The sequence below is a fragment of the Pseudoxanthomonas sp. LARHCG66 genome, from assembly GCF_052871755.1.
Genome location: NZ_JBIXJW010000005.1, coordinates 170,951 through 196,181 on the forward strand (window position 1 = coordinate 170,951; position 25,231 = coordinate 196,181).

21 protein-coding genes are annotated in these 25,231 nt (G+C 67.3%); 14 read left to right on the top strand and 7 right to left on the bottom strand.

The genetic code is table 11. The features are described from left to right. Positions 1-17: 17 nt before the first annotated feature. Entirely contained in the window at positions 18-695 is a 678-nt protein-coding gene (gene cmk / locus ACIPRS_RS15715; protein WP_142124762.1) for a (d)CMP kinase, read from the bottom strand. Between the two features lie 173 nt (positions 696-868). Between cmk and ykgO the strand changes: the two genes are divergently transcribed. From ykgO to ACIPRS_RS15755, 8 genes are all read left to right on the top strand, one after another. Further along, on the top strand, positions 869-994 hold the full coding sequence (gene ykgO, locus ACIPRS_RS15720) for a type B 50S ribosomal protein L36 (RefSeq protein WP_010342887.1): 126 nt from the start codon (positions 869-871) through the stop codon (positions 992-994). Positions 995-1,103: 109 nt separating this feature from the next. Continuing rightward, positions 1,104-1,433 (top strand): hypothetical protein, encoded by a 330-nt coding sequence (locus ACIPRS_RS15725; RefSeq protein WP_192202582.1) that lies wholly within the window; start codon positions 1,104-1,106, stop codon positions 1,431-1,433. Between the two features lie 27 nt (positions 1,434-1,460). Continuing rightward, entirely contained in the window at positions 1,461-2,492 is a 1,032-nt protein-coding gene (locus tag ACIPRS_RS15730; protein WP_446539226.1) for an agmatine deiminase family protein, read from the top strand. Between the two features lie 126 nt (positions 2,493-2,618). Next, complete coding sequence (locus ACIPRS_RS15735; RefSeq protein WP_446539227.1) at positions 2,619-3,581, top strand: aldo/keto reductase; 963 nt, start codon at positions 2,619-2,621, stop codon at positions 3,579-3,581. A 4-nt stretch (positions 3,582-3,585) separates the two neighbouring features. Beyond that, the gene (locus ACIPRS_RS15740) at positions 3,586-4,899 is read left to right on the top strand and encodes an NTP/NDP exchange transporter (RefSeq protein WP_446539228.1); all 1,314 of its coding nucleotides are present in this window, start codon (positions 3,586-3,588) and stop codon (positions 4,897-4,899) included. Positions 4,900-4,983: 84 nt separating this feature from the next. Further along, entirely contained in the window at positions 4,984-5,868 is an 885-nt protein-coding gene (locus ACIPRS_RS15745; RefSeq protein ID WP_446539229.1) for a carbon-nitrogen hydrolase, read from the top strand. A 9-nt stretch (positions 5,869-5,877) separates the two neighbouring features. Further along, positions 5,878-6,408 (top strand): N-acetyltransferase family protein, encoded by a 531-nt coding sequence (locus tag ACIPRS_RS15750; RefSeq protein ID WP_446539230.1) that lies wholly within the window; start codon positions 5,878-5,880, stop codon positions 6,406-6,408. A 4-nt stretch (positions 6,409-6,412) separates the two neighbouring features. Continuing rightward, complete coding sequence (locus ACIPRS_RS15755) at positions 6,413-7,648, top strand: TraB/GumN family protein (RefSeq protein ID WP_337732051.1); 1,236 nt, start codon at positions 6,413-6,415, stop codon at positions 7,646-7,648. Positions 7,649-7,707: 59 nt separating this feature from the next. Here ACIPRS_RS15755 and ACIPRS_RS15760 read toward each other — a convergent pair whose 3' ends face one another. From ACIPRS_RS15760 to ACIPRS_RS15770, 3 genes are read right to left on the bottom strand one after another with little or no spacing between them, the layout of a single operon-like run. Next, complete coding sequence (locus ACIPRS_RS15760) at positions 7,708-10,818, bottom strand: efflux RND transporter permease subunit (protein WP_446539231.1); 3,111 nt, start codon at positions 10,816-10,818, stop codon at positions 7,708-7,710. Then, on the bottom strand, positions 10,815-14,324 hold the full coding sequence (locus ACIPRS_RS15765; RefSeq protein ID WP_446539232.1) for an efflux RND transporter permease subunit: 3,510 nt from the start codon (positions 14,322-14,324) through the stop codon (positions 10,815-10,817). The genes ACIPRS_RS15760 and ACIPRS_RS15765 overlap by 4 nt, the downstream gene beginning before the upstream one ends. After that, positions 14,321-15,463, bottom strand: a complete 1,143-nt coding sequence (locus tag ACIPRS_RS15770) for an efflux RND transporter periplasmic adaptor subunit (RefSeq protein ID WP_446539233.1) — start codon at positions 15,461-15,463, stop codon at positions 14,321-14,323. Before ACIPRS_RS15770 ends, ACIPRS_RS15765 begins: the two co-directional genes overlap by 4 nt. 370 nt (positions 15,464-15,833) lie before the next feature. On the opposite strand from ACIPRS_RS15770, the gene ACIPRS_RS15775 reads away from it, so the two are divergent. Then, positions 15,834-16,232, top strand: a complete 399-nt coding sequence (locus tag ACIPRS_RS15775) for a c-type cytochrome (RefSeq protein WP_277729986.1) — start codon at positions 15,834-15,836, stop codon at positions 16,230-16,232. A gap of 6 nt (positions 16,233-16,238) precedes the next feature. Next, positions 16,239-16,697 carry a c-type cytochrome gene (locus tag ACIPRS_RS15780; RefSeq protein ID WP_446539234.1) on the top strand — a complete coding sequence of 153 codons (459 nt, stop codon included), beginning with the start codon at positions 16,239-16,241 and terminating at the stop codon, positions 16,695-16,697. 166 nt (positions 16,698-16,863) lie between these two features. Here the strand turns inward: ACIPRS_RS15780 and ACIPRS_RS15785 are convergent, their stop codons facing one another. Next, a complete protein-coding gene (locus ACIPRS_RS15785) occupies positions 16,864-18,519 on the bottom strand; it encodes a hypothetical protein (RefSeq protein WP_446539235.1) in 1,656 nt (551 codons plus the stop codon). A gap of 15 nt (positions 18,520-18,534) precedes the next feature. Then, complete coding sequence (locus tag ACIPRS_RS15790) at positions 18,535-19,131, bottom strand: NfuA family Fe-S biogenesis protein (RefSeq protein WP_192202594.1); 597 nt, start codon at positions 19,129-19,131, stop codon at positions 18,535-18,537. Between the two features lie 93 nt (positions 19,132-19,224). Here ACIPRS_RS15790 and ACIPRS_RS15795 point away from each other — a divergent pair, with 93 nt between their 5' ends. The 3 genes from ACIPRS_RS15795 to ACIPRS_RS15805 are packed head-to-tail and all read left to right on the top strand — an operon-like array spanning position 19,225 to position 20,395. Next, entirely contained in the window at positions 19,225-19,572 is a 348-nt protein-coding gene (locus tag ACIPRS_RS15795) for a 4a-hydroxytetrahydrobiopterin dehydratase (RefSeq protein WP_446539236.1), read from the top strand. After that, complete coding sequence (locus ACIPRS_RS15800; protein WP_446539237.1) at positions 19,572-19,985, top strand: energy transducer TonB; 414 nt, start codon at positions 19,572-19,574, stop codon at positions 19,983-19,985. Before ACIPRS_RS15795 ends, ACIPRS_RS15800 begins: the two co-directional genes overlap by 1 nt. A 14-nt stretch (positions 19,986-19,999) precedes the next feature. Beyond that, positions 20,000-20,395, top strand: a complete 396-nt coding sequence (locus tag ACIPRS_RS15805) for a DUF1761 domain-containing protein (protein ID WP_446539238.1) — start codon at positions 20,000-20,002, stop codon at positions 20,393-20,395. 9 nt (positions 20,396-20,404) lie between these two features. Here ACIPRS_RS15805 and ACIPRS_RS15810 read toward each other — a convergent pair whose 3' ends face one another. Beyond that, the gene (locus tag ACIPRS_RS15810; protein WP_337732059.1) at positions 20,405-21,403 is read right to left on the bottom strand and encodes an RluA family pseudouridine synthase; all 999 of its coding nucleotides are present in this window, start codon (positions 21,401-21,403) and stop codon (positions 20,405-20,407) included. A gap of 382 nt (positions 21,404-21,785) precedes the next feature. Between ACIPRS_RS15810 and ACIPRS_RS15815 the strand changes: the two genes are divergently transcribed. After that, positions 21,786-24,956 carry an Rne/Rng family ribonuclease gene (locus tag ACIPRS_RS15815; protein WP_446539239.1) on the top strand — a complete coding sequence of 1,057 codons (3,171 nt, stop codon included), beginning with the start codon at positions 21,786-21,788 and terminating at the stop codon, positions 24,954-24,956. Positions 24,957-25,231 lie beyond the last annotated feature (275 nt).

The following is a 25,231-nucleotide window of genomic DNA, read 5'->3' on the forward strand; positions in this document are numbered from 1 at the left end:
TTCTGCTGGGCGGGAGCCTAGTCCGCGCGCGCCGGCACCAAAGCCAGCACGCGTTCGACGACGGCATCGATGCCTAGGCCGGTGGTGTCGATGAGGACGGCGTCTTCGGCCGGCCGCAGGGGCGCCACCGCACGCTGGGCATCACGGGCGTCACGGGCGAGGATCTCGCGCAGCAGACCGTCGATTGTGACGGAAACCCCTTTGTCTTTCAACTGCTTATAGCGCCTTTCCGCCCGTTCGTCGGCACTGGCGGTCAGGAACACCTTGTAAGGAGCATCCGGGAAGATGACGGTCCCCATGTCCCGCCCATCGGCCACCAGGCCGGGCGGGCGGCGAAAAGCCCGCTGGCGCTCCTTCAGAGCGGACCGCACCTCGGGAATGGCCGCAATGGCGGACGCGAGGGCACCCGTGGTTTCCAGGCGCAGTTCGTCCGTGGCGTCCAGGTCATCCACGATGACCCGGAGGCCCTGCTCCGTTTCGCGGAAGCTGACGCTGGTATCGAAGGCACACCGGACCAGGGCGGCAGGATCGGAGATATCCAGATCGGCCCAGCTTGCCGCCACGCCAACCGCGCGGTACAGCGCCCCGGAGTCGAGGTAATGCCAACCGAGTCGGCCGGCCGCGAGCCGGCTCACCGTACCCTTGCCCGCCCCGGAGGGGCCATCGATGGTCAGGACGGGTGAGGTATCGGACATGGGGTCTCCTGAGAGGTTTTGGGCGGCATTATGATGTCGACCATCGCGCGCGGGACACCTTCGGCGCCGTGTTGACGGAAGGCTCAGTGCAACCGCTTGATATGCCAACGGAATTGCCGTTAGAATAGCCGGCTTCGTTCCACCCCATACTCTTTTACGCCGAGGTTCATCTCATGAAGGTCCTGTCCTCCCTGAAGTCGGCGAAGGCCCGTCACCGCGACTGCAAGGTGGTCCGCCGCCGCGGCAAGGTCTTCGTGATCTGCAAATCCAACCCGCGTTTCAAGGCGCGCCAGCGCTGAGGAACGGCACTGCCGGCCACGGCCGGCAATGCATCAAAAGCCGCCTCCGGGCGGTTTTTTGTTGTCCTGCTTTTGTTATAAAAGGCAGATCACCCAGGGGAATCCCACCATGAGCCGTCGCGCCCTCGCACTTCCGTTGATCGCCCTGCTCGGCCTTGCCGGCCCGGCCTTCGCAGATACCCTGCTGATAGAGCGCGCCCAGGAAACGCCCGCGGCGGCGGCCCCGGTGCGTGGACAGACGGCAGCCGACGTCGAAGCCCGCTTCGGCGCTCCGCAACAGAAGCTTGAGCCACGCGGTGGCCAGAAGCGGCAATGGCCGGTGATCCATCGCTGGGTCTATCCCGGTTTCACGGTCTACTTCGAGAAGAGCCGCGTCATCGACGTGGTGCTGAACAAGGCTACCGCCGAAGAAATCGGCCCCAAGCCCCCCATCCGCTGACCGGCGACTTTCGCGCCCCGCAATCCCATGACCGATGCCTATCGCTTCCCCGCGGAGTGGGAGCCCCAGTCCGCGATCCTGATCGCTTGGCCGCACGCCGAGACGGACTGGGCAGACCGCCTTGCCGATGTCGAGGAAACCTACGTCGCCCTGGTGGCCGCCATCACCCGCTTCCAGCCAGTGGTGATCTGCGTCGCCGACGACGACCTGCAGACCTATGCCGAAGCGCGACTGCGCTCGGCGCGGGTGGACATGGAGCGCGTACGCTTCGTTCCCGCCGAGTACGACGACACCTGGCTGCGCGACTCCGGGCCTATCACCCTGCGTGATGGCCACCGGTTCAAATTGCTGGACTTCCGCTTCACAGGGTGGGGCGGCAAGTACGAAGCCACGCGCGACGACCGTCTGGTCGGCGAGCTCTCCGGCATGCAGCTGTTTCACAACTATTTCGTCCAAAGCATTGATTTTGCTTTGGAAGGTGGCGCCATTGAAACCGATGGCGCGGGCACGCTGCTCACCACATGGCAATGCCTGCATGAGCGTCACCCCGACGCCTCGCGTGCGGAACTGACCGAAAAGCTCGCGCGCTGGCTGAAGCAGGACCGCGTGCTGTGGCTGGACCACGGCTACCTGGAGGGCGACGACACCGACGCCCACATCGACACCCTTGCCCGCTTCGCGCCCGGCAACGCCATCGTTTACCAGGCCTGCGACGATGCCACGGACAGCCACTTTGCCGAACTGCAGGCGATGGCCGCCGATATCGCCGCCCTGCGCACCGCCGATGGCCAGCCTTACCGCCCCTTTCCGCTGCCCTGGGCGCAGCCTGTGATGGACAACGGCCGTCGCTTGGCAGCGTCTTACGCGAACTACCTGATCATCAACGGCGCCGTGTTGATGCCGGCCTATGGCGATGCCGCCGACAACCAGGCCGCCGCCGTGCTGGCACAGGCCTACCCGGACCGCGAGATCGTGCAGGTGCCCTGCCGGGCGCTGATCTGGCAGAACGGCAGTCTGCATTGCATCACCATGCAACTGCCGGCAGGGCTGCTCGGCTGAGTCCCGCCAGGGCGTCACGGTTCATGGCACCGTGACGTCAGTTGGGCGCAGATTGAACGCTTCGTTTACATCTCGCCCAACACGATGCCGGATAACCACCGTTTCCCATTGATCGAGGAGACGGCCGTGTATTCACGACGCAAGTTCCTGACGACCACTGCGCTGGCCACGGCCGGCCTTGGCCTGGCCGCCTGCCGGGACGCGGCGCAGGCAGGCGGGGTCGGCGCGGCGCCCGCTGCTCCCTCGTCCGAAGCCGTTTCCGGCGCGTTGAACACCCGCCTCGTCCCGTCGACCGGCGAGCGGGTTCCCGTCATCGGCATGGGCACGTCCGGCAGTTTCGAAGTCGGCCAGAGCGCTGCCGAACTCGATCCACTGCGTGAAGTGCTGAAGCGGTTCTTTGCCGCAGGCGCCACGCTCATCGACACCGCCCCCACCTACAGCGTCGCCGAAGACGTCATGGGTGCGCTGCTGGCCGAACAGGGACTCACCAGCAAGGCCTGGCTGGCCACCAAACTGTCCGGCGTGACCGGACGCGAAGCCGGCATGGCCCAGTTCGAAGACACGCTGCGCCGGCTGAAGACCGACAAGGTGGCGCTGCTGCAGGTCCACAACCTGGGCGACCTGAAGACCCAGATGGCCGTGGCACGCGAACTGAAGGCGCAGGGCAAGGTGAAGTACGTGGGCGTCACGCACTACGTGGAGCGTGCGCAGGACGAACTCGCGGATGTCGTGCAGGCCGAGAAGCCCGACTTCCTGCAGATCAACTATTCGGTCGCCAGCCGCGGTGCGGAGAAGCGCGTATTGCCACTCGCGCAGGATCTCGGCGTGGCGGTGCTGATCAACCGCGCGTTCGAAGACGGCAAGCTGTTCGCGCAGGTGAAGGACAAGCCCGTGCCCGAGGCGCTGGCAGACGCCGGTGTGACCTCGTGGGCGCAGGCGTTCCTCAAGTTCGCATTGAGTCATCCGGCGGTCACGGCGGTGATCCCCGCCACCGGCAAGCCCGACCGCCAGAGCGACAATCTCAAGGCCGGTACAGGTCCGGACCTGACGCCTGCGCAGCGTGACGTCCTGATCGCCGCACTGGCCTGAATCGATGACGCCATCCTCCCCGCCTGCGCCGGGCGCCGCGTCACGGTTCGCCGCCCTGTTCAACGTGCGCCCGCACGAAACGCCGGTCGTGATGGCCGGACTGGTGATGTTCTTCCTGTTGTTCGCAGGCTACTTCATGCTGCGGCCGATCCGCGAAACGATGGGCGTCGCAGGAGGCGTGGACAACCTGCAATGGCTGTTCACCGGTACGTTCGTCGCCACGCTGGCGGTGCTCCCGGCCTATGGCTGGATCGCCTCGAAAGTGTCACGGCGGCGCATCGTGCCCTGGGTGTTCGGCGTGGTCGTGGCCAGCCTGCTCGGCTACGGGGGCGCCATGCTCGCGCGGCCCGACGATGTGTGGCTGGCGCGCACGTTCTACATCTGGGTATCGGTCATCAACCTGCTGATGATCTCGCTGGCATGGAGCGTGCTGGCCGACGTGATGGACAGCCACGAAGCCAAGCGCCTGTTCGCGCTGATCGCCGGTGGCGCCAGCCTGGGCGGCCTGGTGGGCCCCCTGCTGACCACGCTGCTGGTCAAACCATTGGGGCATGGCGGCCTGATGGTGCTGTCGGCCGTACTGATCGGCGCCAGCGCCGCCACCGCCACCTGGCTGCATCGCTGGCGTGATCGCCATCCGCTGCCAGCCGGCGCCATGTCTTCGGACCAGCGACGGCGACCACTGGGAGGAAATCCTTTCGCCGGCGCGACGGCGGTGTTCCGCTCGCCCTACCTGCTGGGCATCGCGTTCTTCGTGCTGCTGCTGGCGACAGTGACCACGTTCCTCTATTTCGAGCAGGCCAAGCTGGTGGCCGAGCGCTTCGCGGACAAGGAAGAGCAGACGCGGGTGTTCGGCCTGATCGACACGGTCGTGCAGACACTGGCGATCCTCAGCCAGTTGTTCATCACCGGCCGGATCGCACAGCGGCTGGGCGTGGGCGTGTTGCTGGTGGCGGTGCCGATGATCGTCGCCGCAGGCTTCCTCTGGCTGGCCTTGGCGCCGGTGTTCGCGGTTTTCGTGGTGGTGATGGTGGTGCGGCGCGCCGGCGAGTACGCCTTCGTGCGTCCGGGTCGCGAGATGCTCTATACCGTGGTGCCCGCGGAACAGAAGTACAAGGCGAAGAACTTCATCGACACCGTGGTCTACCGCGGCGGCGATGCACTCAGCGGCTGGGTCAAGCGTGCGCTGGATGTCCTGGCCGAACACCCGGCCGCAGCGATGTTCATCGGTGCGGGCGTGGCTGTTGCATGGGCGGTGACCGGCGCGGCGCTCGGACGGCGGCAAACGGAGCTGGAATCGTCGCGCGACGCCGCCTGAGCCTCGCGTTCACCGGCGGGCTGCCTGCCGTCACGGTGGACGCGGTACCATGCGCCCCTCCCCGTCCATGCTCCTCGACGCACGATGATCCGCACCACCCTGCCCGTTGCCCTGATCCAGGAAAAGAACCACGGCGACGCCGACGCCAACCTGTCGGTGATCGAGGCGCGCGTGGCCGAGGCCGCCAAGCGTGGTGCGAGACTGGTGCTGCTGCAGGAACTGCACAACGGCGCCTATTTCTGCCAGCACGAGTCGGTGCACGAGTTCGACCTGGCGGAGCCGATCCCCGGCCCGAGTACGGAGCGCCTGGGTGCGCTGGCGAAGCAGCACGGCGTGGTGCTGGTGTCTTCACTCTTCGAGCGCCGCGCCGCCGGGCTGTACCACAACACCGCCGTCGTCTACGAAAAGGACGGCAGCATCGCGGGCAAGTACCGCAAGATGCACATCCCGGACGATCCGGGGTTCTACGAGAAGTTCTACTTCACGCCCGGCGACATCGGCTTCACCCCTATCGACACCTCGGTCGGCCGCCTCGGCGTGCTGGTCTGCTGGGACCAGTGGTACCCCGAAGCCGCGCGCCTGATGGCGCTGGCTGGCGCGGACGTGCTGCTGTACCCGACCGCGATCGGGTGGGATCCGGATGACGGGCAGGCCGAGAAGAACCGCCAGCGCGATGCGTGGGTGTTGAGTCATCGCGGTCATGCCGTCGCCAACGGCCTGCCCGTACTGAGCTGCAATCGCGTCGGCCATGAAGCGTCACCGCTGGGCGCCTCCGGCATCCAGTTCTGGGGCAACAGCCACGTGTTGGGTCCGCAAGGCGAGTTCATCGCCCAAGCCGGCACCGAAGCGACCATCCTGATGGCCGAGGTCGACATGGCGCGCAGCGAGCACGTGCGCCGCATCTGGCCGTTCCTGCGCGACCGCCGCATCGACGCATACGGCGACCTGCTCAAGCGCTACATCGACTGAGGCCCACGCGTGCCGCTGACCGTCCGTGACGCCACGCCGGCCGACGTGCCGGCGATCACCGCCCTGTACGCCGCGGAAGTCCGCGACCACGTCAACACCTACGAATACGACGTCCCCGACGACGCCGAGATGGTGCGCCGCATGCAGGGCGTGCTCGACGCCGGCTATCCCTACCTGGTGGCGGAACTCGACGGCGAATTCGTCGGCTATGCCTACGCCAGCAGCTACCGCGCGCGCGCGGGCTATCGCAAGACCGTCGAGAACTCCGTCTACGTCCTGCCCGGCCGGCAAGGCCAGGGCATCGGTGCCGCGCTGATGCAGGCACTGATCGGGGCCTGCGAGACACGCGGCTACCGGCAGATGATCGCCGTGATCGGCGAACCCACCAACACCGCTTCCATCCGCCTGCACGAGAAATTCGGTTTCACCCTGATCGGCGTCTTCCGTGGCATCGCCTGGAAGCAGGACCGCTGGCTGGATACCGTGCAGATGCAGCGCACCCTAGGCGCGGGTACCACCGCGCCCCCGCAAGACGAATGACACCATGACCGACACCACGACCGCCCTCGCCGACCCGCTGCACGGGCAACCCCACGACATCATCGAACGCGACGGCGTGCGCTTCACCCTGCTCGGCACAGCGCATGTCTCGCGCGCCAGCGTCGATGCGGTGCGCGCGGCGGTGGCCAGCGGCGACTACGACAGCGTGGCGGTGGAACTGGACGCCGGCCGCCTGCAGTCGTTGACCGATCCCGACACGCTGGCGCGGCTGGACCTGGTGAAGGTGGTCCGCGAGGGCAAGACGCACCTGTTCGCCGCGAATCTCGCACTGGCCGCCTACCAGCGGCGCCTGGCCGAACAGCTGGGTGTCGAGCCGGGCGAAGAGCTGAAGGCCGGCGCACTCGACGCACAGGCGCGCGGGCTGCCCGTCCACCTGATCGATCGCGAAGTGGGCCTGACCTTCAAGCGCGCGCTGCAATCGCTGGGCTGGTGGCAGCGCACCAAGGTGGGCGCCGGCATCCTCGCCAGCATGTTCGGTGACGAAGAAGTCGGTGACGACGAAATCGAGAAGCTCAAGCAGGGCGACATGCTGGAGTCGAGCTTCGGCGAGTTCGCCGCCGAAAGCCCTCAGCTGTACCAGGCCATCATCGCGGAGCGCGACCAGTACATGGCCTCCGCATTGCGCCAGGTGGCCGCAGGCAAGCCCGCCGGCGCGGCGGTGCCCTACCGCGTCCTTGCCGTGGTCGGTGCCGGCCACCTGCCCGGCCTGGCCCGCCACCTGAAGGACGACACCGCCGACCCGGCCGAGCTGCGCCGTTCGCTCGAAGTCGTCAAACCCAAGTCGCGCGTACCGTGGATGGAACTGGTGATCGGCGTGTTCCTCGTGGGGGGCTTCGCCTGGGGTTTCTGGCAGGGGGGGGTGGACGTCGGTTCGGATCTGCTGCTGCAGTGGGTGCTGGCCACCGGCGTGCTCGGCGCCATCGGCTGTGCGATTGCAGGCGGGCATCCGCTCAGCATCCTCGCGGCCTTCATTTCATCGCCGCTCACCCCGCTGCATCCCGCGCTTGCGTCGGGTACCGTCAGCGCCTTCGTGGAAGCAACCTTGCGCAAGCCCACCTATGCCGACTTCATGGCGTTGCGCGACGATGTCCAGACGATGCGTGGCTGGTGGAAGAACCGCGTGGCCCGCGTCCTGCTGAACTTCTTCCTCACCAGCCTGGGCACTGCCATCGGCGTGTGGACCGGGGGACTGAGGATGCTCGGCAAACTGGTCGGCTGAGCTGGACTTGAGACAAAAAAAGAGCCGGGCAATGCCCGGCTCTTCGCTTTCCGCTCTCCTCACTCCACGTGCAGGGCTGCCACGCTTGCCGCCGCAGGCGCATCGCCACGACGCTGCTTGGCCCGGCCGATCGCACGCGAGGTGCCACTGCGCATGTCGTCCAGGATCGCGTAGATCGTGGGCAGGAACAGCAGGCTGACCACCGTCGAGAACGCCAGGCCACCGGCGATGGCCCGTGCCATCGGGGCGTAAGCCGGGCCGTCGCCCGCCATCTGGGTGTTCGCCATCGCGATGGGCACCATCGCCAGGATCGCCGTGCCCATCGTCATCAGGATGGGCCGCAGGCGCTCGCGACTGCCTTCCACCAGCGCATCCGTGCGCGACATGCCGCGCCGTCGCAGATTGTTGATGTGCTCGACCATCACGATACCGTTGTTCACCACCACGCCCATCAGCACCAGGATGCCGATGAAGGACATGATGCCGAACGTGGTGCCCGTCAGCGCGAACAGCCAGAACACGCCGAACACGGAGAACAGCACGCCGCTCATGATGGCCGCCGGGAACAGCAGCGATTCGAACACCGCCGCCATGACGATGTAGATCATCACCAGCGCGATCAGCAGGTTGAACATCATCTGCCCCATCGCTTCATCGTCCTCCTGGAAGGCACTGCCATCGAACGAATAGCTGTAGCCCGCGGGGAACGACATGCCCTCCAGCGCCTCTTCCATGGCCTTGCGCGCATCCGGCACGGTGACCTTCTCGGCCAGGTTGGCCTGCACAGTCAGCGTGGTCTGGCGGTTGGTGCGCTGGATCTGCGTGGCCGAGGGCGTGATGCCCACGTCGACCAGGCTCAGCAGCGGCACCGTGCGGCCATCCGGCGAACGCACCATGAAACCGGCCAGGTCTTCGGTGCCGTAGTCTTCGGCACCTGCAAAGCGCACCCACACCGGCACTTCGGTCTCGCCGCGGCGGAACTCGCGCAACGGCGCGCCACGCAGGGCCAGGCCCACGAAACTCGCCACCTGCTGGGATGTGAAGCCGAAAGCCGCGGCGCGCTCGCGATCGACGCGCACGTTCAACTCGCTGTTCTGGTCGCCGACATCGACGCGTACGTCGCGCAGTTCCTTGCGCTTGGCCAGGATCGGAATCAGGTCGTCCGCGATCTCCGCCAGGGTCTGGGTCGAATCGCCGACCAGCTGGAACGACACGCTCTGGCCGGGTTGGCCGCCGCCGCCCTGATTGCCACCGTCGCCACCGATGCCGATGTTGGCGCGGGCCGACTTCGGCAGGTCCTTGCGCAACTGCTCGACGATCGGCTTGGTCTCGCTGGCCTTTTCGGTGTCGAACTTGACCTGGGTTCCACCCCAACCCTGCTCGCTGAAGTACGAATAGATCTGGCTGATCCGGTACTTCTTGCGGTTGGCATCCAGGAACTGTTCGACCTTGAGGATCTCGGCCGACATCTGTTCCTTGGTGTAGGCGCCCTTCCACTGGTAGTAGAGCTCCGCCTCGCCGCCGCCGTCGTTGCCGAACATGTCGAACTTGGTCATCTTCATGGGCACGAAACTGACCACGATGATGAGCAGGATGCCCAGCACGCTCCAGCCACGGTGTTCCAGCGTCCAGCGCAGGAACCCTGCGTAGCGCTTCTGCATGCGCGGGATGATGCCGGTCTCGCTGCGCACCTGGGGGGGCGTCTTCAACCGGGCCGAGATCATCGGGATCAGGCTGACCGCGACCAGCCACGAAGCCAGCAGCGACACCGAGATGGTGATCGCGATCTGGCCCAGGTAGATGCTCAGGAAGTTGCGCTCGCCGAACAGGTTGGGCACGAACACGATGCAGTGGCACAGCGTGCCCGCCGACAGCGCGATCGCCACGTGGCGGGTGCCGATAATCGACGCCCAGATGGGGTTGTCCGGGTACTTCTCGCGTTCCTGGTAGATGCTCTCGACCACGACGACGGCGTTGTCCACCAGCATGCCGATGGCCAGCAGCAGGCCCATCATCGACAGGATGTTGAGCGTCACGCCGGCGAAGTACATGAAGCCCAGCGTCATCACGAAGCAGATCGGAATCGCCAGCGTCACCATCGACACCGAAGGCCAGTGGCGCAGGAAGAACCACAGCACCACGATCGAGAGGACCAGGCCGATTGCGCCGGCTTCCGCCAGTTCCAGCAACGAGGAGGTGACGTTGTCGCCCTGGTTCTCGATGATCTTGACCTGGATGTCGCTCATCTCCGGCTGGGCACGGATCGATTCGACCTCGGCCAGCGCGTTGCTTGACACCTCGACCAGGTTGGCGTTGCGTTCCTTGAAGATGTCCAGGCCGACGGCGGGCTGGCCGTCCAGCCGGCGACCGTAGTCCATCCGGGCCGGCTTCAGGCGCACATCGGCGATGTCGCCCAGGCGCACGTTGCCCGCGCCGACGATCAGGTCGCGCAGCTGCTGCAGGTCGGTCAGCTCGCCGACGGGCTGCACGCGCAGGCGCTGCGGGCCGTCGCTGATGACACCCGCGGAGATGGAGAAATTGACCGCCTGCAGCCGTGTCGTCAGATCATTGAGGCTCAGGTTGTGCGCGGTCAGGCGATCCTGGTTGATCGCGATCTCCACCTCGTTCGGCGGCGCGCCCGACACTTCCACACGGGCTACGCCAGGGATGCGCTCGATGCGACGCTTGAACTCGCGCTCGATCATGTCGTACGCACCGGTCAGGTCGGTCTTGCTGGCCAGGCGCACCCGCAGCACCGGCTGATCGGTGGTCGAGAACTTGAAGACGAAGTAGCGCTGCAGATCGTCCGGCAGGTCGTCGCGGATCGCGTCCAGGCGCTCGCGCGCCTCGGACGCGGCGATGGCGACGTCGCGGTCCCAGTCCGAGAACTGGATGAAGATCTGTGCGCCGTCGGCCTTCGCGTTGGACTCCATCCGCTTGATGCCGGCCATCGTCGACAGCGCTTCCTCGGCCGGTCGCAGCACCGTGCGCTCCACTTCCTCCGGTGTCGAGCCGGTGTACGGCAGCGACACGAAGATGAAGGGCGGCGAGACCTCGGGGAAGGCTTCCAGCGGCAGCCGGATGGCCGCGATCAGGCCGATCACGAACAGCGAGATGAAGAACATCACCGCCGTCACGGGCCGCTTGATGCTGAACTCCGCGACGCTCATGCGGGTTCGCCCTCCCCGACCGGTGGCAGTGCCGCGCCCTTGCGAGCGCGGCGTCCGCGCTCGAGGTAGTAGTCATCGGCGCGGCGGTCCAGCAGGTCGTAGACGACCGGGATCACCAGCAGGGTCAGCAGGGTCGAGATCAGCAGGCCGCCGATCACGGTGATCGCCATCGGCGAGCGCACTTCGGCACCCTCGCCCATCGCGATCGCCAGCGGCAGGAAGCCGAACAGCGTGCACAAGGTCGTCATGATGATCGGCCGCAGTCGCGAACGGGCACCCTCGACCAGCGCCTCGCGCTTGGCCACGCCGGCCTCGCGCAACTGGTTGACCTTGTCGATCAGGATGATGGCGTTCTTGGTCACCAGGCCCACCAGCAGGATCAGGCCGATGAACACCACCACCGAGACCGCCGAGCCGGTCAGGAACAGGGCGCCCACGGCACCGACCAGCGCCAGCGGAATGGTGAACAGGATGACGAAGGGATGCAGCAGCGATTCGAACTGCGACGCCATCACCAGGTAGACCAGGAAGATCGCCAGGCCGAACGCGAACATCAGCGAGTTGACCGATTCGGCCAGTTCTTCGCCCTGGCCGCCGATGTGCATGCCGACGCCGGCGCCCAGCGGATTCTCGGACACCATCTTCTGCACTTCCTGCACCGCGCCGCCCAGGTCGATGTCGCGCAGGTTGGCCGACACGATCGCCACGCGCACCTGGTCGGCGCGGTGGATCTCGCTGGGACCCGTGGTGGCGACAACATCGGCCACGGCCGACAGCGTCACCGGCCGTGCGCTGCCCGGATTGACGATCAGCTGACGGATGCTTTCCAGCGAAGCGCGATCGGTCTCGCGGGCGCGCACCAGCACGTCGATCTTGCGGTCACGGAAGCTGTAGCGCGTGGCCACTTCGCCGCGCACCTTCTTGACCACCACGTCGGCGATCTGGCGCGTGGTCAGGCCCAGCGCACCGGCGCGTTCCTGGTCGAAGCGGATCTGGATTTCCGGGAAGCCCTGCTCCACCGTCGACTTGACGTCGGCGTAGTGCGGATTCGCACGCAGCAACGCGGCGAGCTTCTGGCCTGCCTGTTCGATGCCGGCCAGGTCCTGGCCGCGCAGTTCGACTTCCAGCGGCGCCGAGAAGCTGAGCAGCTCGGGACGGCTGAAATCGACCTGGGCACCGGGATGGTCCTTCATGGACGCACGCAGGGCCTCGGTTTCGCGGCTTTCGACGTCCTCGCTCCCGCCACCGGCCATCACCACGGTCAGCTTGCCGATGTTCTCGCCGCTCTCGGTGGGATTGGCATCAAGACGGGTACCGCTGCCACTCACGCCGTACAGGGCATGGATGCCTTCGTCCTTGCCGTGCTTGAGCTGCAGTTCGCGGACCAGTGCATCGGTGCGCGCCAGTGGCGTGCCCGGCGGCAGCTTGACCGTCATCTCGAAGCGGTCCTGCGCCAGCTGCGGGATCAGGTCCGCACCCAGCAGCGGCACCAGCAGCATCGCGCCGACGAACGCGGCGGCGGCGAAGCCCAGCACCAGCCAGGGACGACGCAACGACGCGGGCAACAGGCGCATGTAGCCGGCTTCGGCACGGTTGTAGGGCGCCATCGCCAGGTCACTGAACTTGCGCATGACCGGGCCGACCACAGCGGCCAGGCCACGCCAGGCGCGGACGACCAGCCAGGCAATGCCGAAGAAGCCGCCGCGGATCGCAGCGCCCACGCCACGGCCGGTGGCTGCCAGCGGCTTCTGCCAGCGCGAATCGGGGCGCCACTGCGGATGCGCCGCTTCGTCGGGGAACGCCAGCGGGGGGCGACCCTTCAACGAACTCAGCATCGGGATCAGCGTCATCGACACCACCAGCGAGATGCCGATGGCGATCGCCACCGTCAATGCCTGGTCGCGGAACAGCTGGCCGGCGATGCCCTGCACGAACACCAGCGGCAGGAACACGGCGATCGTGGTCAGCGTGGACGCCACCACCGCCATGCTGACTTCGCGGGTGCCGACCATCGCGGCCTCGAGGATGCCCAGGCCACGCTCGCGCGCCTTGGCGATGCTCTCCAGCACCACGATCGAGTCGTCGACCACCAGGCCTGTCGCCAACGCCAGGCCGCCGAGCGACATCACGTTGAGGCTGAGGTCCAGCTCGCCCATGAAGAAGAACGTGGTGATGATGGAGACCGGCAGCGACAGGCTGATCACGAACGTGCTCCAGCCATCGCGCAGGAACAGGAAGATGATCAGGATCGCCAGCACGCCGCCGATCATGGCGTCCTTCTGCACGTCCCAGATCGCGTGTTCGATGAACAGCGACTGGTCGTCGATGACGGTCAGCTCGACATCCGGCGGGGTCTGGTTCTTGATCTGCTCCAGCTTGGCTTTCAGCGCCTGCGCCGTCGCCACGGTATTGGCGTCGCCTTCCTTGTAGATCGCCAGCTCGACGGCTTCGCGGCCGCCCAGACGGATGATCGCTTCGCGCTCCTTGAAGCCCTGGCGCACGTCGGCGACGTCCTTCAGGCGGACCGGCATGCCGCCGGCCACCGTCGAACTGCCGCCTGACGATGCACTCTGCACGGAGGCGGCCGCGGCCATCGCTTCGGCCGAGCCGGTCGAGGCCGCGATGGCGGCCATCTGTGCCGCCGCCGACGCCGCGGCGTTGTCGCCACCACTCTGGGTGGTGACCAGCATTTCGCGGATTTCGTTGACCGTGGCGAACTGGTTGACGGTGCGCACCAGGTAGCGCTGCGAACCTTCTTCCAGCCGGCCGCCGGAGATGTTGATGTTCTCCTGCTGCAGGCGCTGGATGACGGTATCGATCGGCAGGTTCAGCTGGGCGAGTTTCTGCTGGTCGATGTCGACCTGGATCTCGTCCTCGAGACCGCCGCCGACCTTGACCGCCGCCACGCCGTCGACGGGCTCGAGCTTCTTCTTCAGGTCGTCGTCCGCGTAGCGGCGCAGCTCGGTGAGCAGGCGCACGGCGTCCGCGTCGTTCTTCGGATCCTGCTTGTTGGCCAGGGCCAGGCGCAGTATCGGCTCGGTCGACGGATTGAAGCGCAGCAGCACCGGTGCCTTCGCTTCCAGCGGCAGCTGCAGCACTTCCATCTTGTCGCGGACTTCCAGGCTGGCCTGGTCCATGTCCGTGCCCCAGGCGAACTCCAGCACCACGTCGCTCTGGCCGGTACGCGAGACCGACTTCAGCTTGCGCAGGTTCTTCACCACGCCGACGGCTTCTTCCACCGGCTCGCTGATGAGGGTTTCGATTTCGGAAGGTGCGGCACCGGTGTACTCGGTGCGCACGGTCAGGGTGGGATAGCTCAGGTCGGGCAGCAGGTTGACCTTCAGCGAGAACAACGCGATCACGCCGAACAGGAACATCGTGATCCAGAACATCGCCACGGTGACGCGGCGGCGGGTGGAGAACTCGACCAGTCCGCCACCCATGCTGCCATCGCCGCCCGCCGCGTGGGGTTCGTGCTCCCCGGGAACGTGGCCGGGCCCGCTCATTGCTTGGTTCCGGCAGTCTTGGCGTCCTCGGCCTTGGCCGCCACCTTGGCGGGCTCGGCGCCGATCACCTGCACCGCGCTGCCTTCACGCAACGCCACCTTGCCGGCGGTCACCACCTGGTCGCCGGGCTTCAAGCCTTCGCGCACCTCGATCCACTCACCGTCCACGTAGCCGACCTTGACCGGCACGCGTACCGCCTTGCCATCGCGCACTGCGAACACGGCCGGATCGCCGTCGTCGAGCAGCGCGACGCGCGGCACCACCAGCGCATCGGCACGCTGGTCGTAGTCGATCTTGATGCGGCCGAACATGCCGGGCTGCAGCACGCCGTCACTGCCGAACGAGCAGACCACGCGGAACGTACCGCTACCGGAGTCGACGACCGGCGAAATGCGGTCCACCGTGCCCTGGAACACCTTGCCCGGCATCGCATCGACGGCCAGCGCCACCGGCAGGCCTGCCTTCAATTTGGAGAGCTCGCGTTCGGAGACGTTCAAAGTGGCTTCCAGACGCGATTCGTCCACGATGCGGATGATCGGCGTGTTGATCTGCACGAAGTTGCCGGTCTTGATGGAGCGCGAGGCCACCACGCCGGAAATCGGCGCGGTCACCGTGGTGTAGGACAGCTCCAGCGCGGCCATGCGGTACATGGCGCGGGCGTTGTCCAGGTCGTACTTGATCTGGTCGACGTCGTTGGCGCTGATCATCTGCTGGCCCACCAGCTGCTGCGCACGACGGTAGTTGTTCTCCAGCTTGCGCATCTGCGCTTCGGCCTGGGCCACCTGCAGGCGCAGGCGGTCCGGGTCCAGCCGGACCAGCGCCTGGCCGGCGCGGACCACCTGGCCCTCCTCCACCATCACCGCCAGCGCGACACCGGAAGTCTTGGCGACCACCTGCGACTCGCCCAGCGCTTCCAGCGCCGCCGTGCCACTGTAGCTGGCGGCCACCGGCCGGTGGCTGACCTTGGCGATCTCCACGGGGACGGCGTCGGGCTCCTTCGGTGCCTCGCCGTTCTTGGCCTGCGCCTCGGGCGTGGGGCCGCCCCCCTTGCAGGCGGACAGGACCAGCAGGCTGCAGAGGATAGGCACCAGCGCCAGGCGCAGGTAGGAATGACCGGAATTGGGGCGGGGTCGGGACATGGGGCGGTACCGTGGTGGTCGTGTTGTGGTGGTGTTGTATCAAGGTATATCACCCCTGAACGACTTCCATGCGCCGAAGGTCATGGTGACTTGCGTCCGGGCCTGTGCTCGGGAAATGACACTTGCCTCTGGACGAAGCGGCGTGCGGAAGTGCGCATCCCCCTCCGTCGAGGTTGCTGGCCGCGCGCGCCCTCTCTGGCGAACGCGGGAACGTAGGCATCGGCGGCAACCATTCGGCGGCACGCGACTTCACGCCACCCACGCGGAAGCACCGTGCCTGTGCGCGACATTCGGTCGCAGGCTATACTTGCGTTCAGCCAAGCGCTGCGGTGGTACGTGGCGCGCGCAACCTGAGAGTTTCCCGAGAATGATGCGACTGCTGCCGCTCGCCGCTTGCCTTGCCTTGGCCGCCCTCCCGCTGGCCGCCCTGACCGCCCAACAGGACACACCGGCCACACCGGCCCCGGTCGAAGCCGCGGCGCCTGCCGCCGCTCCCGCTGCCGCGCCCGCACCGCTGGTCGGCAATGCCGACACCGGCCGCACGCTTACCTACACCTGCCAGGGTTGCCACGGCATCGTGGGTTACAAGAACGCCTACCCGAACTTCCATGTGCCCCGCATCGGTGGCCAGTCGGCCGACTATCTGGCCAATGCGCTGACCGAATACCGCAACGGCAACCGCAAGCACCCCACGATGCAGGCCCAGTCGCAGAGTTTCTCCGACCAGGACATCGCCGACATCGCCGCTTTCCTTTCCACCGTCAAGTAAGCCCACATGCCCAACGCCAAGCACGCCCAGCGTCTAGCCATCGCCCTGTTCGCTGCCCTAGCCCTGGTGGCATGTTCGAAGGTGGAAACGACGGAAACCGCCGCCGAGAATCCCGGCCACGCCAGTGGCGAGCATGGCTCCAGCTCCTCTGCCGGCCTGCCCAAGGGCCACATCGCCAAGGGCGAAGCACTGTCCAAGGCCAAGGGCCAGGCCACCGGCCAGAGCTGCGTGGACTGCCACGGCGCCGAAGGCAACGCGCCGATCGACGACACCTATCCCAAGCTGGGTGGCCAGTACGCGGATTACCTGGCGCACGCGCTGCAGGCGTACCGCAGTGGCGACCGCCAGCATGCGCTGATGACCCCACAGGCTGCCGGCCTGAGCGACCAGGACATCTCCGACCTCGCCGCCTACTTCGGTTCGCGCCCCTCGCAGCTGCGTGACCTGCACGGCGTGCACGAGTAAGTCTTCGCTCCCTCGTCGGGAATGCAGAAACGGAGCCGCAAGGCTCCGTTTTCTTTTGCGACATAAGAAAAAGATCAGGTGCGGGAGCGACGCAAGTCGCGGTGGCAGGTCGCAACGCCTCTTCGCGACTTGCGTCGCTCCGACACCCCCCGACTCCTCCGCACTCTCAACTGTCGGTCGGGATCGGCGTGCGCTTGACCGGAATCTCCGGCGGCGGTCGCGCCTTCGGTGGTTCGGGGAACAGGCTGCCCAGGCCGCAACCACCGCCCAACTGCAGCACCGACACCGTGCACTTGAGCTTCATGTTCGTGCCGGGGATCGAGATTTCCATTTCGCGCACGTTGCGGCGCACCCATTCGGCCAGGAGGGATTCGTTCGGCACCCAGTACTTGTCGAAGGTGGTCGGTTCGTAGTCGTAAGGGGGACGCTGCAACCATGTGCCCGCCTCCGCCAGCTGCTCGCGTGTCCACTGATCGTTCTCGCCACCGGGGGCACCGCGCTGAGCGGTGGCATCGCCCGCGCCGCCCGGCACCCGCAGGCTGCCGTCGGCGTTGTAGAGGCCTGGCGCATCGCGACCGTCCGCCGCGCTGTCGCCTGCTGCATTGCGGGTCGAGTTCCCCCAGTCGTCGGTGCGTGCAGGCGTGTTCCATCCGCCGGATTTCGTGGCGGCCGCCGGGCCGGGCGTGGTGGATGCGCGGGAGGGCGTGCCGCGAGACGTAGCAGGCGAAGCAGACGGGTTCGGCGCCGTTGTCCTCGCCGTTGTCGATACGGTCGTCGCGGAGCCCGTCGTGGCAGGAACCGGTGCGGCGGTGGCAGGGGCAGGTCTCGGTGCCGGCTCGCGGATCTCGGCTTGCCGCACACTGCGTTCCCGCGCGGCGATGGGGACAGGCGCCACGTCGCGTGCAGGCACCGGCACGCTGCGGACCTGGGGTGCGGGTGCCATTACCTCGCGCTCGCGTACCTGCACGTCACGCGCTGCCACGACAGGCACGTCCACGCTGCGCACAGGCGTGTCCCGGCGCACGACCGGCGCCGCGACCGGTGTGGGGATCTCGCGCACCGGTACGCCCGCCTCGCGCAGGGCCGGCAGGGTGACATCGGGCTGCCGCGGTGTCGGTGGTGGCAGCACGAACGCGCGGGTGGGTTCCGGCACCTCGGTGACCTGCAAGGGCTGGTGCGCAAGTTCGGGCTGTGGAACATCGCGAGACTGGATCTGCGGCATCTCCACCGCAACGTCGGGCAGCGCCGCTTCGGACGGTGGCGGCGAAGCCTCGGACGGCGCGGGCCGTGCCTGGGCCGCCGTGGCCGCCGCCTGCGCCGCAGGGTCGGCCTGCGCCGCCTGCTGCGAACCCGGTTCAGCCGCCTGCGCCTCGCCTCCCGCTTCCTCCGGACTGCCGTCGCCGATGATCTCCAGCCGCACGCGACTGGTGTCGCCGGCTTCCTGTGGCGGTGGCGGAATCTGGACCAGCGCCACCCACATCAGGAACAGGAAGAACAGCAGGTGCACGGCACTGCTGGTGAAGCCTGCGAACCAGCGCATCCAGCGCTCTTCGCGTGGCGGAGGTCCCCAGCCCTGGTAGAACAGCGAGCGGAACGCACGCCACCGGCCCAATGCGGCGGGCACGGCATCGGGAGGACGGGGTGTGCGGGCCAGCAGCAGCGTGACGACCGCGTCGGCCTTCTCCCGCGTGATGCGGCCCAGCTTCTCGGGTAGCGCCCGCAACCACAGGCCCCAGCCGAACGGCAGGCCGGTGTGGCGTTCAACGATGGGGGCTGCCTTGCGCGACAGCAGCTGCGCGATGACGTCGGTGGCGTTCGTCACCGGCGCTCGGCTCCGTCAGGCGGCGTTGCCGCGGGGGATATACGGCGCTTCGCCGGTCCCGTGATCGGTCGCGTCGCGCACCGCGGTCACACCGGGCACACGGGCCATCAGCGTCTTCTCGATGCCCTGCTTGAGGGTGACATCGGCCATGCCGCAACCGTGGCAGCCACCGCCGAAGCGCAGCCAGACCACGCCATCGCCGCCTACTTCCTCCACCGCCACACGCCCCTTGTGGGACGCCAGCTGCGGGTTGATCTCGTTGTCCACCACCCAGCGCACGCGCTCGACCATCGAAGCGGAATCGCCGGGCGCCTCACCCTTGATGCGCGGCGCCTTGATGGTCAGCTGCGTGCTTGCGCCCTTCATCACGTAGTCGATCTCGGCGCCGTCCAGCCAGTGCACGCTGCCCGCATCGACATAGAGCGTGAAGCCATCGCAGTCGATGGCCCATTCATCACCGGCCAGGTCGCGCGGCTCGGAGAACTCCAACCGTGCGTCGGCCTGCGCCGTGCCGGGATGGACCGCACTCAGGCGCACGCCAAGGCCGGGCAGCGCCTCGCGTTCGATCAGCTTGCGGAAGTGCGCCTGCGCGCTGTCGGAAATCTGGATCATGCGGGTATTCTAGCCCCCTGCCCGACAGGCATTCACGTTCACCGGCCCGTCGTCGGTTTTTGTTCAGACTGGCCGCAACGCAGGAGAGTCCCCATGTCCGACCTTGTCCCTCTCGCCCGCGCGCACTGCGTGCCGTTGCGTGGCAGCGAGCACCGCCTGCCGCCTGCCCGCGTCGCCGAACTGCTGCCCCAGGTGCCGGGCTGGGAACTGGTGGAAGAAGGCCACGCACTGCTGCGGACGTTTCCGTTCGACAACTACTACGAAACCATGGCGTTCGTGAATGCGCTCGCCTTCATCGCTCATGCCGAGGACCATCATCCAGACCTGGGCGTGCATTACAACCGCGCCCTCGTGCGCTACTCCACGCATGACGTCGGCGGCCTGAGCGAGAACGACTTCATCTGCGCGGCCAAGGCCAGCGCCCTGTTGGGAGAATCCTGATGAACCTGCGCAACGCCCGCCTCTGCTTCCTGGTTCCGCTCACCGCGCTCGTGCTGACGGCATGCACGAAACAGGAAGAAGCGCCTGTACCTGTTATCCCGCCCACCGAACTGGCGGCGACCGACACCCCGCCCCCCGTGTATCCGCCCGAAGCCGAATGCAACAGCGAGGGCGGCACCACCGTGCTGCGCGTGACCATCGAGAAAGATGGCGTGCCATCGCGCGTTTCGCAGGCACAGGGCAGCGGCAACGCCGCCCTCGACAAGGCGGCGCTCGAAGCCGTGCAGACCTGGAAGTTCCGCGCCGCCACGCGCAACGGAAAGCCGGTGAGCCACACCATCACCGTGCCGGTGACGTTCCCGCCCGTGCTGGAAAAGCCGACCCGTTGCTTCGCCCAGGGCAGCCCGGGCTGACGCAGGCCGAGGTCATGACGATGGAAGGGATCAACGTCTGGGCGGTGCTGGTGGCAGCGGCCTGCAGTTTCCTGTTGGGCGGCATCTGGTACGGACCGCTGTTCGGCAAGGCGTGGAACAAGGCCGCGGGCATGGACCCGCAGAAGCAGGGGCATCCGGCGAAGATCTTTGGCGGCGCGTTCCTGTTCTCCCTGCTCGCAGCCGGCGTGTTTGCATCCTGGATCGGACCGCAGCCAGCGCTGACAACCGCACTCTGCCGCGGCGCGCTGGTCGGTTTCTGCTTCGTGGCGGCCAGTTTCGGCATCAACTATCTGTTCGCGCAGCGTGGTGCGCGGCTCTGGTTGATCGACGCCGGCTACCACACGCTGCAGTTCACCCTGTTCGGCCTCGTCCTCGGCCTCTGGCACTGACGCGGTCGGTCAGCCAAGCCGTTCCAGTGCTTCGGCAAGATCGTCGGACAACGGGGCGCTGAGCACGTACGGCGTCCTGCCGCCGTCCAGCGCGAACTGCAACGACGCGGCATGCAGGAACAGGCGCTTCAGGCCTGCCTGCTCGCGCAGGCGCTTGTTGACGGCCGGGTCGCCGTACTTGTCGTCGCCCGCCACCGGATGACCGATGTGCTGCGCGTGCACGCGGATCTGGTGGGTGCGGCCGGTCTCGATGCGTACCTCGCAGAACGAATGCCCACCCCGCCTTTCCAGCACGCGGAAGTGGCTCAACGACGCCTTGCCGTCGCGATGCACCTGCACGTGCCGCTCACCGCCCTGGCGCAGGCCGATGTGCAGCGGCGCGTCCACGCTCATCACACCGTCTGGCATGCGGCCGACCAGCAACGTCAGGTAGCGCTTCTCGATGGCACGGGTGCCGTCCTCGCTGTCCTCGCGCAGCAGCGCCTGCAATTCCGACAGGGCCGAGCGCTTCTTCGCGATCACCAGCAGGCCGGAGGTATCCCGGTCCAGCCGGTGCACCAGCTCCAGGGACTGGTGAGGCCGCAGCGCGCGCATGGTTTCGATGGCGCCGTGGCTGATGCCGCTACCTCCGTGGCTGGCCACGCCGGTGGGCTTGTTGATGACCAGCAGCCGCTCATCCTCGAACACGATGGCCGCCTCCATCCGCTTCAGGAAGCCCACGGGGGGCGCGGATTTGTCTCCCGCGTCCACGAGACTGACCGGCGGGATCCGTACCTCGTCCCCACCCTCCAGCTTCCGCTCGGCCTTCGCCCGGCCTCCGTTCACCCGCACCTGGCCGCTCCGCACCAGCTTGTAGACCAGGCTGCGTGGAGCGCCCTTCAGCTGGCCGAGCAGGAAGTTGTCCAGCCGCTGCCCGCCCCGGTCCTCCGGCACCGTGACCGTCCGCACGGCGCTCTTGGCACCCGCTGCCGGCTTGTCGGATGGGGGGGTGGGGTTGGAAGCATTCATTCTGTTACACTCGGCGGGCGAGATAAGGGTTTGATTTCGCAGGGAGTTGCAGTTGGGCCAGAAGCCCGTCTCCCCGCGATTCCGGCAAGTGCGCGGCCACCGCCCCAGGGGCGGCCATGTTAGCGGCTGATCGGCAGGCCCGGATACCGCCGGGTACGTGACGGTACCTGTAGCTGAACATGTCCCGCGCGGCGCCACCTCACCAGGGAAGCTGCCGCCGGTCCCGCAACACCTATTAGAAGAAGCGCTCCCGCGGCCTGCCGTGGTGTCGTAGCGCTGGAAACCCGATCTGCCCCGCTGCGCCTGCGCAAGGGGCGGTGCAATGTTCCAGAGGCGAAACTCCATGGCGTTCCGCGCGGTAGCAGCGCGCGAGGAACGCACAATGAAACGCATGTTGATCAACGCCACGCAGGCTGAAGAACTGCGCGTGGCCATCGTCGACGGTCAGACCCTGTACGACATCGATATCGAACAGCCGTCGAAGGAACAGAAGAAGTCCAACATCTACAAGGGCCGCATCACCCGGCTCGAGCCCTCCCTGGAAGCCGCCTTCGTCGATTACGGCGCCGATCGCCATGGCTTCCTGCCGCTGAAGGAAATCTCCCGCGATTACTTCCAGGCCGGCGTCGACCACAACAAGGCCGGCATCCGCGAGCTGCTGAAGGAAGGCCAGGAAGTCGTCGTCCAGGTGGACAAGGACGAGCGTGGCAACAAGGGCGCCGCCCTGACCACGTTCATCTCGCTGGCCGGCCGCTACATGGTGCTGATGCCCAACTCGCCCACCGCCGGTGGCGTGTCGCGCCGCATCGAGGGCGACGACCGCGCCGAGCTGAAGAAGGCGATGGACGCCCTGGCCATCCCCGACGACATGGGCGTGATCATCCGCACCGCCGGCGTCGGCCGCGACGCCGAAGAGCTGCAGTGGGACCTGGACTACCTGCTAAGCGTGTGGAAGGCCATCGCCGAAGCCGCGCTGACCAAGCCGGCCCCGTTCCTGATCTACCAAGAAAGCCGCCTGATCGTGCGCGCCCTGCGCGACTACCTGCGCAGCGACGTGGGCGAGATCCTGGTCGACACCGACGAACTGTACGAAACCGCCCGCGAGTTCATGCAGCAGGTCATGCCGCACAACCTGCGCAAGCTGAAGGCGTACAAGGACGACATCCCGCTGTTCAACCGCTTCCAGATCGAATCGCAGATCGAAGGCGCGTATGAGCGCAACGTGCGCCTGCCCTCCGGCGGCTCCATCGTGGTCGACCAGACCGAGGCGCTGACCGCCATCGACGTCAACTCGGCGCGCGCCACCAAGGGCGGCGACATCGAGGAAACCGCGTTCCACACCAACATGGAAGCGGCCGAGGAAGTGGCCCGCCAGCTGCGCCTGCGCGATCTGGGCGGCCTGGTGGTGATCGACTTCATCGACATGTCGAGCAACAAGCACCAGCGCGAAGTCGAGAACAAGCTGCAGAACGCGCTCAAGTACGACCGCGCCCGGGTGCAGATCGGCCGCATCTCGCGTTTCGGCCTGCTCGAAATGAGCCGCCAGCGCCTGCGCCCGTCGCTGGGCGAATCCAGCCAGATCGTCTGCCCGCGCTGCGAAGGCCATGGCCGCATGCGCAGCGTCGAGTCGCTGTCGCTGTCGATCATCCGCGTGGCCGAAGAGCACGCGATGAAGGACAACACCGGGCAGGTGCTGATCCAGGCCCCGCTGGAGATCGCCAACTTCCTGCTCAACGAGAAGCGCAGCGCGCTGCGCGAGATCGAACAGCGCCACGACGCGCCCGTCATCATCGTGGCCGACGAAGCGCTGCACACGCCGCATTACGAAGTCACCCGCATCCGCGAAAACGAGCTCGGCGAAGAAAGCAGCAAGCCCAGCTACCACCGCGGCACCCAGCGCAAGCTGCCAGTGCATGCGCTGACCAAGGCCCAGCTCAACATCCCCGCCGCGCCCGCCGTCACGCACGTGAAGCACGCGCAGCCGGCGCCGGTACGCGAAGAGCGCGAAGCCCCCGTGGCGGCCCCCGCACCGGCTCCGGTCGCCACGCCCGTCGCGGTGGCCGCACCCGCCAGCGGCGGCGTGATCGGCTGGTTCAAGCGACTGATCGGCGGCAGTGAAGCCACCACGCCCGCACCGCAGGCGCGGCCGCAGCAGGACAACCGCCAGCGCACCGATCGCAACAACGGTCGTCGTGAAAACCGCGACACCCGCGGCCAGCAGAACCAGGGCCGTGGCGGCAAGCAGGACGGTGGCCGCCGCGACGAGCGCGGCAACAAGAGCCAGAACGCGCAGAACGGCAATGCCCAGCAGCAGAAGCCGCGCAACGAGCAGCAGGCCCCGAAGCCGCAGAAAGCACAGGGCAGCCAGCAGAACGCGCAGGGCAACGCTCCGCAGCAGAAGGCACCCAGGCAGGCGCAGCCCGGCAAGCAGGAAGGACCGCGCCAGCCCAACGCGCCACGCACGCCCCAGCAGGAGACGGCCAAATCGGCTGCCCCGGGCGCTGACGATGCCGTGATCGCAACGGCGGCCGTGGCAGCCGTGGTCGAAACTACCCGCGTGGCAGCTGTCGTCGAGCCCGCCTTGGTCTCGTCGATCGACGCACCGGCCCTGGACACCGACGTGACGGATAGCCTGGCAACCCCGGCCAACCCGGACGCCGCTGCGGATGCCGGTGATGGTGGCGAAGGTGGCAGCCGCCGCCGTCGCGGCCGTCGTGGCGGTCGCCGCCGCCGTCGTGGCAATGGCGAAGGCGCCGCCGCCGGCGAAGAAGGCCTGTCGGTCGACGACCTCGGCAGCGATGACGAAGCCCCGGTGGCCGACCGTTCGCAGCCCGAGTTCGATTTCGATGACGAAGAGCCGGCCGTCGCCGCTCCCCGTCAGCCGAAGCCCCAAGCCATCGATGCACCGGTACGTGAGCGCACCACGCCGGCTGCCATTGCGCCGGTCGCGGCCGTGGCTGTCATGGCAGACGTCCCGGCGGCCGAGGTGCCCCAGGCGTCGACGCCCGTCCACGTGCCCGCCCCCGTCGTGGTCGAAGCTGCGCAGGCGGCCGATGTCATCGAGGACGTGAAAGCCCAGGCCGTGCTCACCCAGCCCGAGGTGACGGCCACGGTGCAGGAAGAAGCACCGGCAGCCGTCGCCATCGTCGAGACGGTGAAGGCCGAGATCGCCGCCGAACCCGTGCCGGCGCTCGAAGCGCCGGTCGTGGTGGCGGAAGCCATCGCAGCGCCCCCCGCCGCAGCCGAGGTCTCGGTGACGGACGTGCGCAGTGAGCCCGTGCAGATCGATCTGGTCGACGCCGTGAATGAAGCCGCCAGCGAACCTGCCGCGCCGGCAGAGGTGGCCGTTGCCGCCCCCGCGCCGCAGCAGGCACCGAAACCGGCCAGTGTGCCGGCAACGGGTTCGCTGTTCTTCGTCGCCGACGCCGACACACCGCCGTCGGTGACGCGCAGCCTGTTCGAGCCGGTGGTGACGCCGGTCAAGCCGGCAGCGGATGACATCGCCCGCGATGACAAGCAGGACGACGAAACCTCGGAAGAACGCAGCGTCTGACGCGCTGCACGCTCCCGATGAGGTGAAAGCACACTGGTCGCGCAAGCGGCCAGTGTCGTTTCAGGCTCCGCCACGTCGCGTCATCGCAGCCTGGCCTCGAATAAACCACCCGATCCGGCGCGGACCGACCCACCTGATGTCGTCTTCGGCGACCACCCACCGTCGTCCCGGCGCACGCTGGGACCCATCCTGACGTTGCTGTGGATGCCGCGGCGTGCACAGGCAATGGATTCCAGCGTTCGCTGGAATGACGTGGAGAGACAGCGAGGAGTTCC

What these genes read in the sequence shown, in the direction of transcription:
- cmk (WP_142124762.1), bottom strand. Translation starts at nt 695, where the DNA reads ATGTCCGATACCTCACCCGTCCTGACCATCGATGGCCCCTCCGGGGCG.
- ykgO (WP_010342887.1), top strand. Translation starts at nt 869, where the DNA reads ATGAAGGTCCTGTCCTCCCTGAAGTCGGCGAAGGCCCGTCACCGCGAC.
- ACIPRS_RS15725 (WP_192202582.1), top strand. Translation starts at nt 1,104, where the DNA reads ATGAGCCGTCGCGCCCTCGCACTTCCGTTGATCGCCCTGCTCGGCCTT.
- ACIPRS_RS15730 (WP_446539226.1), top strand. Translation starts at nt 1,461, where the DNA reads ATGACCGATGCCTATCGCTTCCCCGCGGAGTGGGAGCCCCAGTCCGCG.
- ACIPRS_RS15740 (WP_446539228.1), top strand. Translation starts at nt 3,586, where the DNA reads ATGACGCCATCCTCCCCGCCTGCGCCGGGCGCCGCGTCACGGTTCGCC.
- ACIPRS_RS15745 (WP_446539229.1), top strand. Translation starts at nt 4,984, where the DNA reads ATGATCCGCACCACCCTGCCCGTTGCCCTGATCCAGGAAAAGAACCAC.
- ACIPRS_RS15755 (WP_337732051.1), top strand. Translation starts at nt 6,413, where the DNA reads ATGACCGACACCACGACCGCCCTCGCCGACCCGCTGCACGGGCAACCC.
- ACIPRS_RS15760 (WP_446539231.1), bottom strand. Translation starts at nt 10,818, where the DNA reads ATGAGCGTCGCGGAGTTCAGCATCAAGCGGCCCGTGACGGCGGTGATG.
- ACIPRS_RS15765 (WP_446539232.1), bottom strand. Translation starts at nt 14,324, where the DNA reads ATGAGCGGGCCCGGCCACGTTCCCGGGGAGCACGAACCCCACGCGGCG.
- ACIPRS_RS15770 (WP_446539233.1), bottom strand. Translation starts at nt 15,463, where the DNA reads ATGTCCCGACCCCGCCCCAATTCCGGTCATTCCTACCTGCGCCTGGCG.
- ACIPRS_RS15775 (WP_277729986.1), top strand. Translation starts at nt 15,834, where the DNA reads ATGCGACTGCTGCCGCTCGCCGCTTGCCTTGCCTTGGCCGCCCTCCCG.
- ACIPRS_RS15780 (WP_446539234.1), top strand. Translation starts at nt 16,239, where the DNA reads ATGCCCAACGCCAAGCACGCCCAGCGTCTAGCCATCGCCCTGTTCGCT.
- ACIPRS_RS15790 (WP_192202594.1), bottom strand. Translation starts at nt 19,131, where the DNA reads ATGATCCAGATTTCCGACAGCGCGCAGGCGCACTTCCGCAAGCTGATC.
- ACIPRS_RS15795 (WP_446539236.1), top strand. Translation starts at nt 19,225, where the DNA reads ATGTCCGACCTTGTCCCTCTCGCCCGCGCGCACTGCGTGCCGTTGCGT.
- ACIPRS_RS15800 (WP_446539237.1), top strand. Translation starts at nt 19,572, where the DNA reads ATGAACCTGCGCAACGCCCGCCTCTGCTTCCTGGTTCCGCTCACCGCG.
- ACIPRS_RS15805 (WP_446539238.1), top strand. Translation starts at nt 20,000, where the DNA reads ATGACGATGGAAGGGATCAACGTCTGGGCGGTGCTGGTGGCAGCGGCC.
- ACIPRS_RS15810 (WP_337732059.1), bottom strand. Translation starts at nt 21,403, where the DNA reads ATGAATGCTTCCAACCCCACCCCCCCATCCGACAAGCCGGCAGCGGGT.
- ACIPRS_RS15815 (WP_446539239.1), top strand. Translation starts at nt 21,786, where the DNA reads ATGAAACGCATGTTGATCAACGCCACGCAGGCTGAAGAACTGCGCGTG.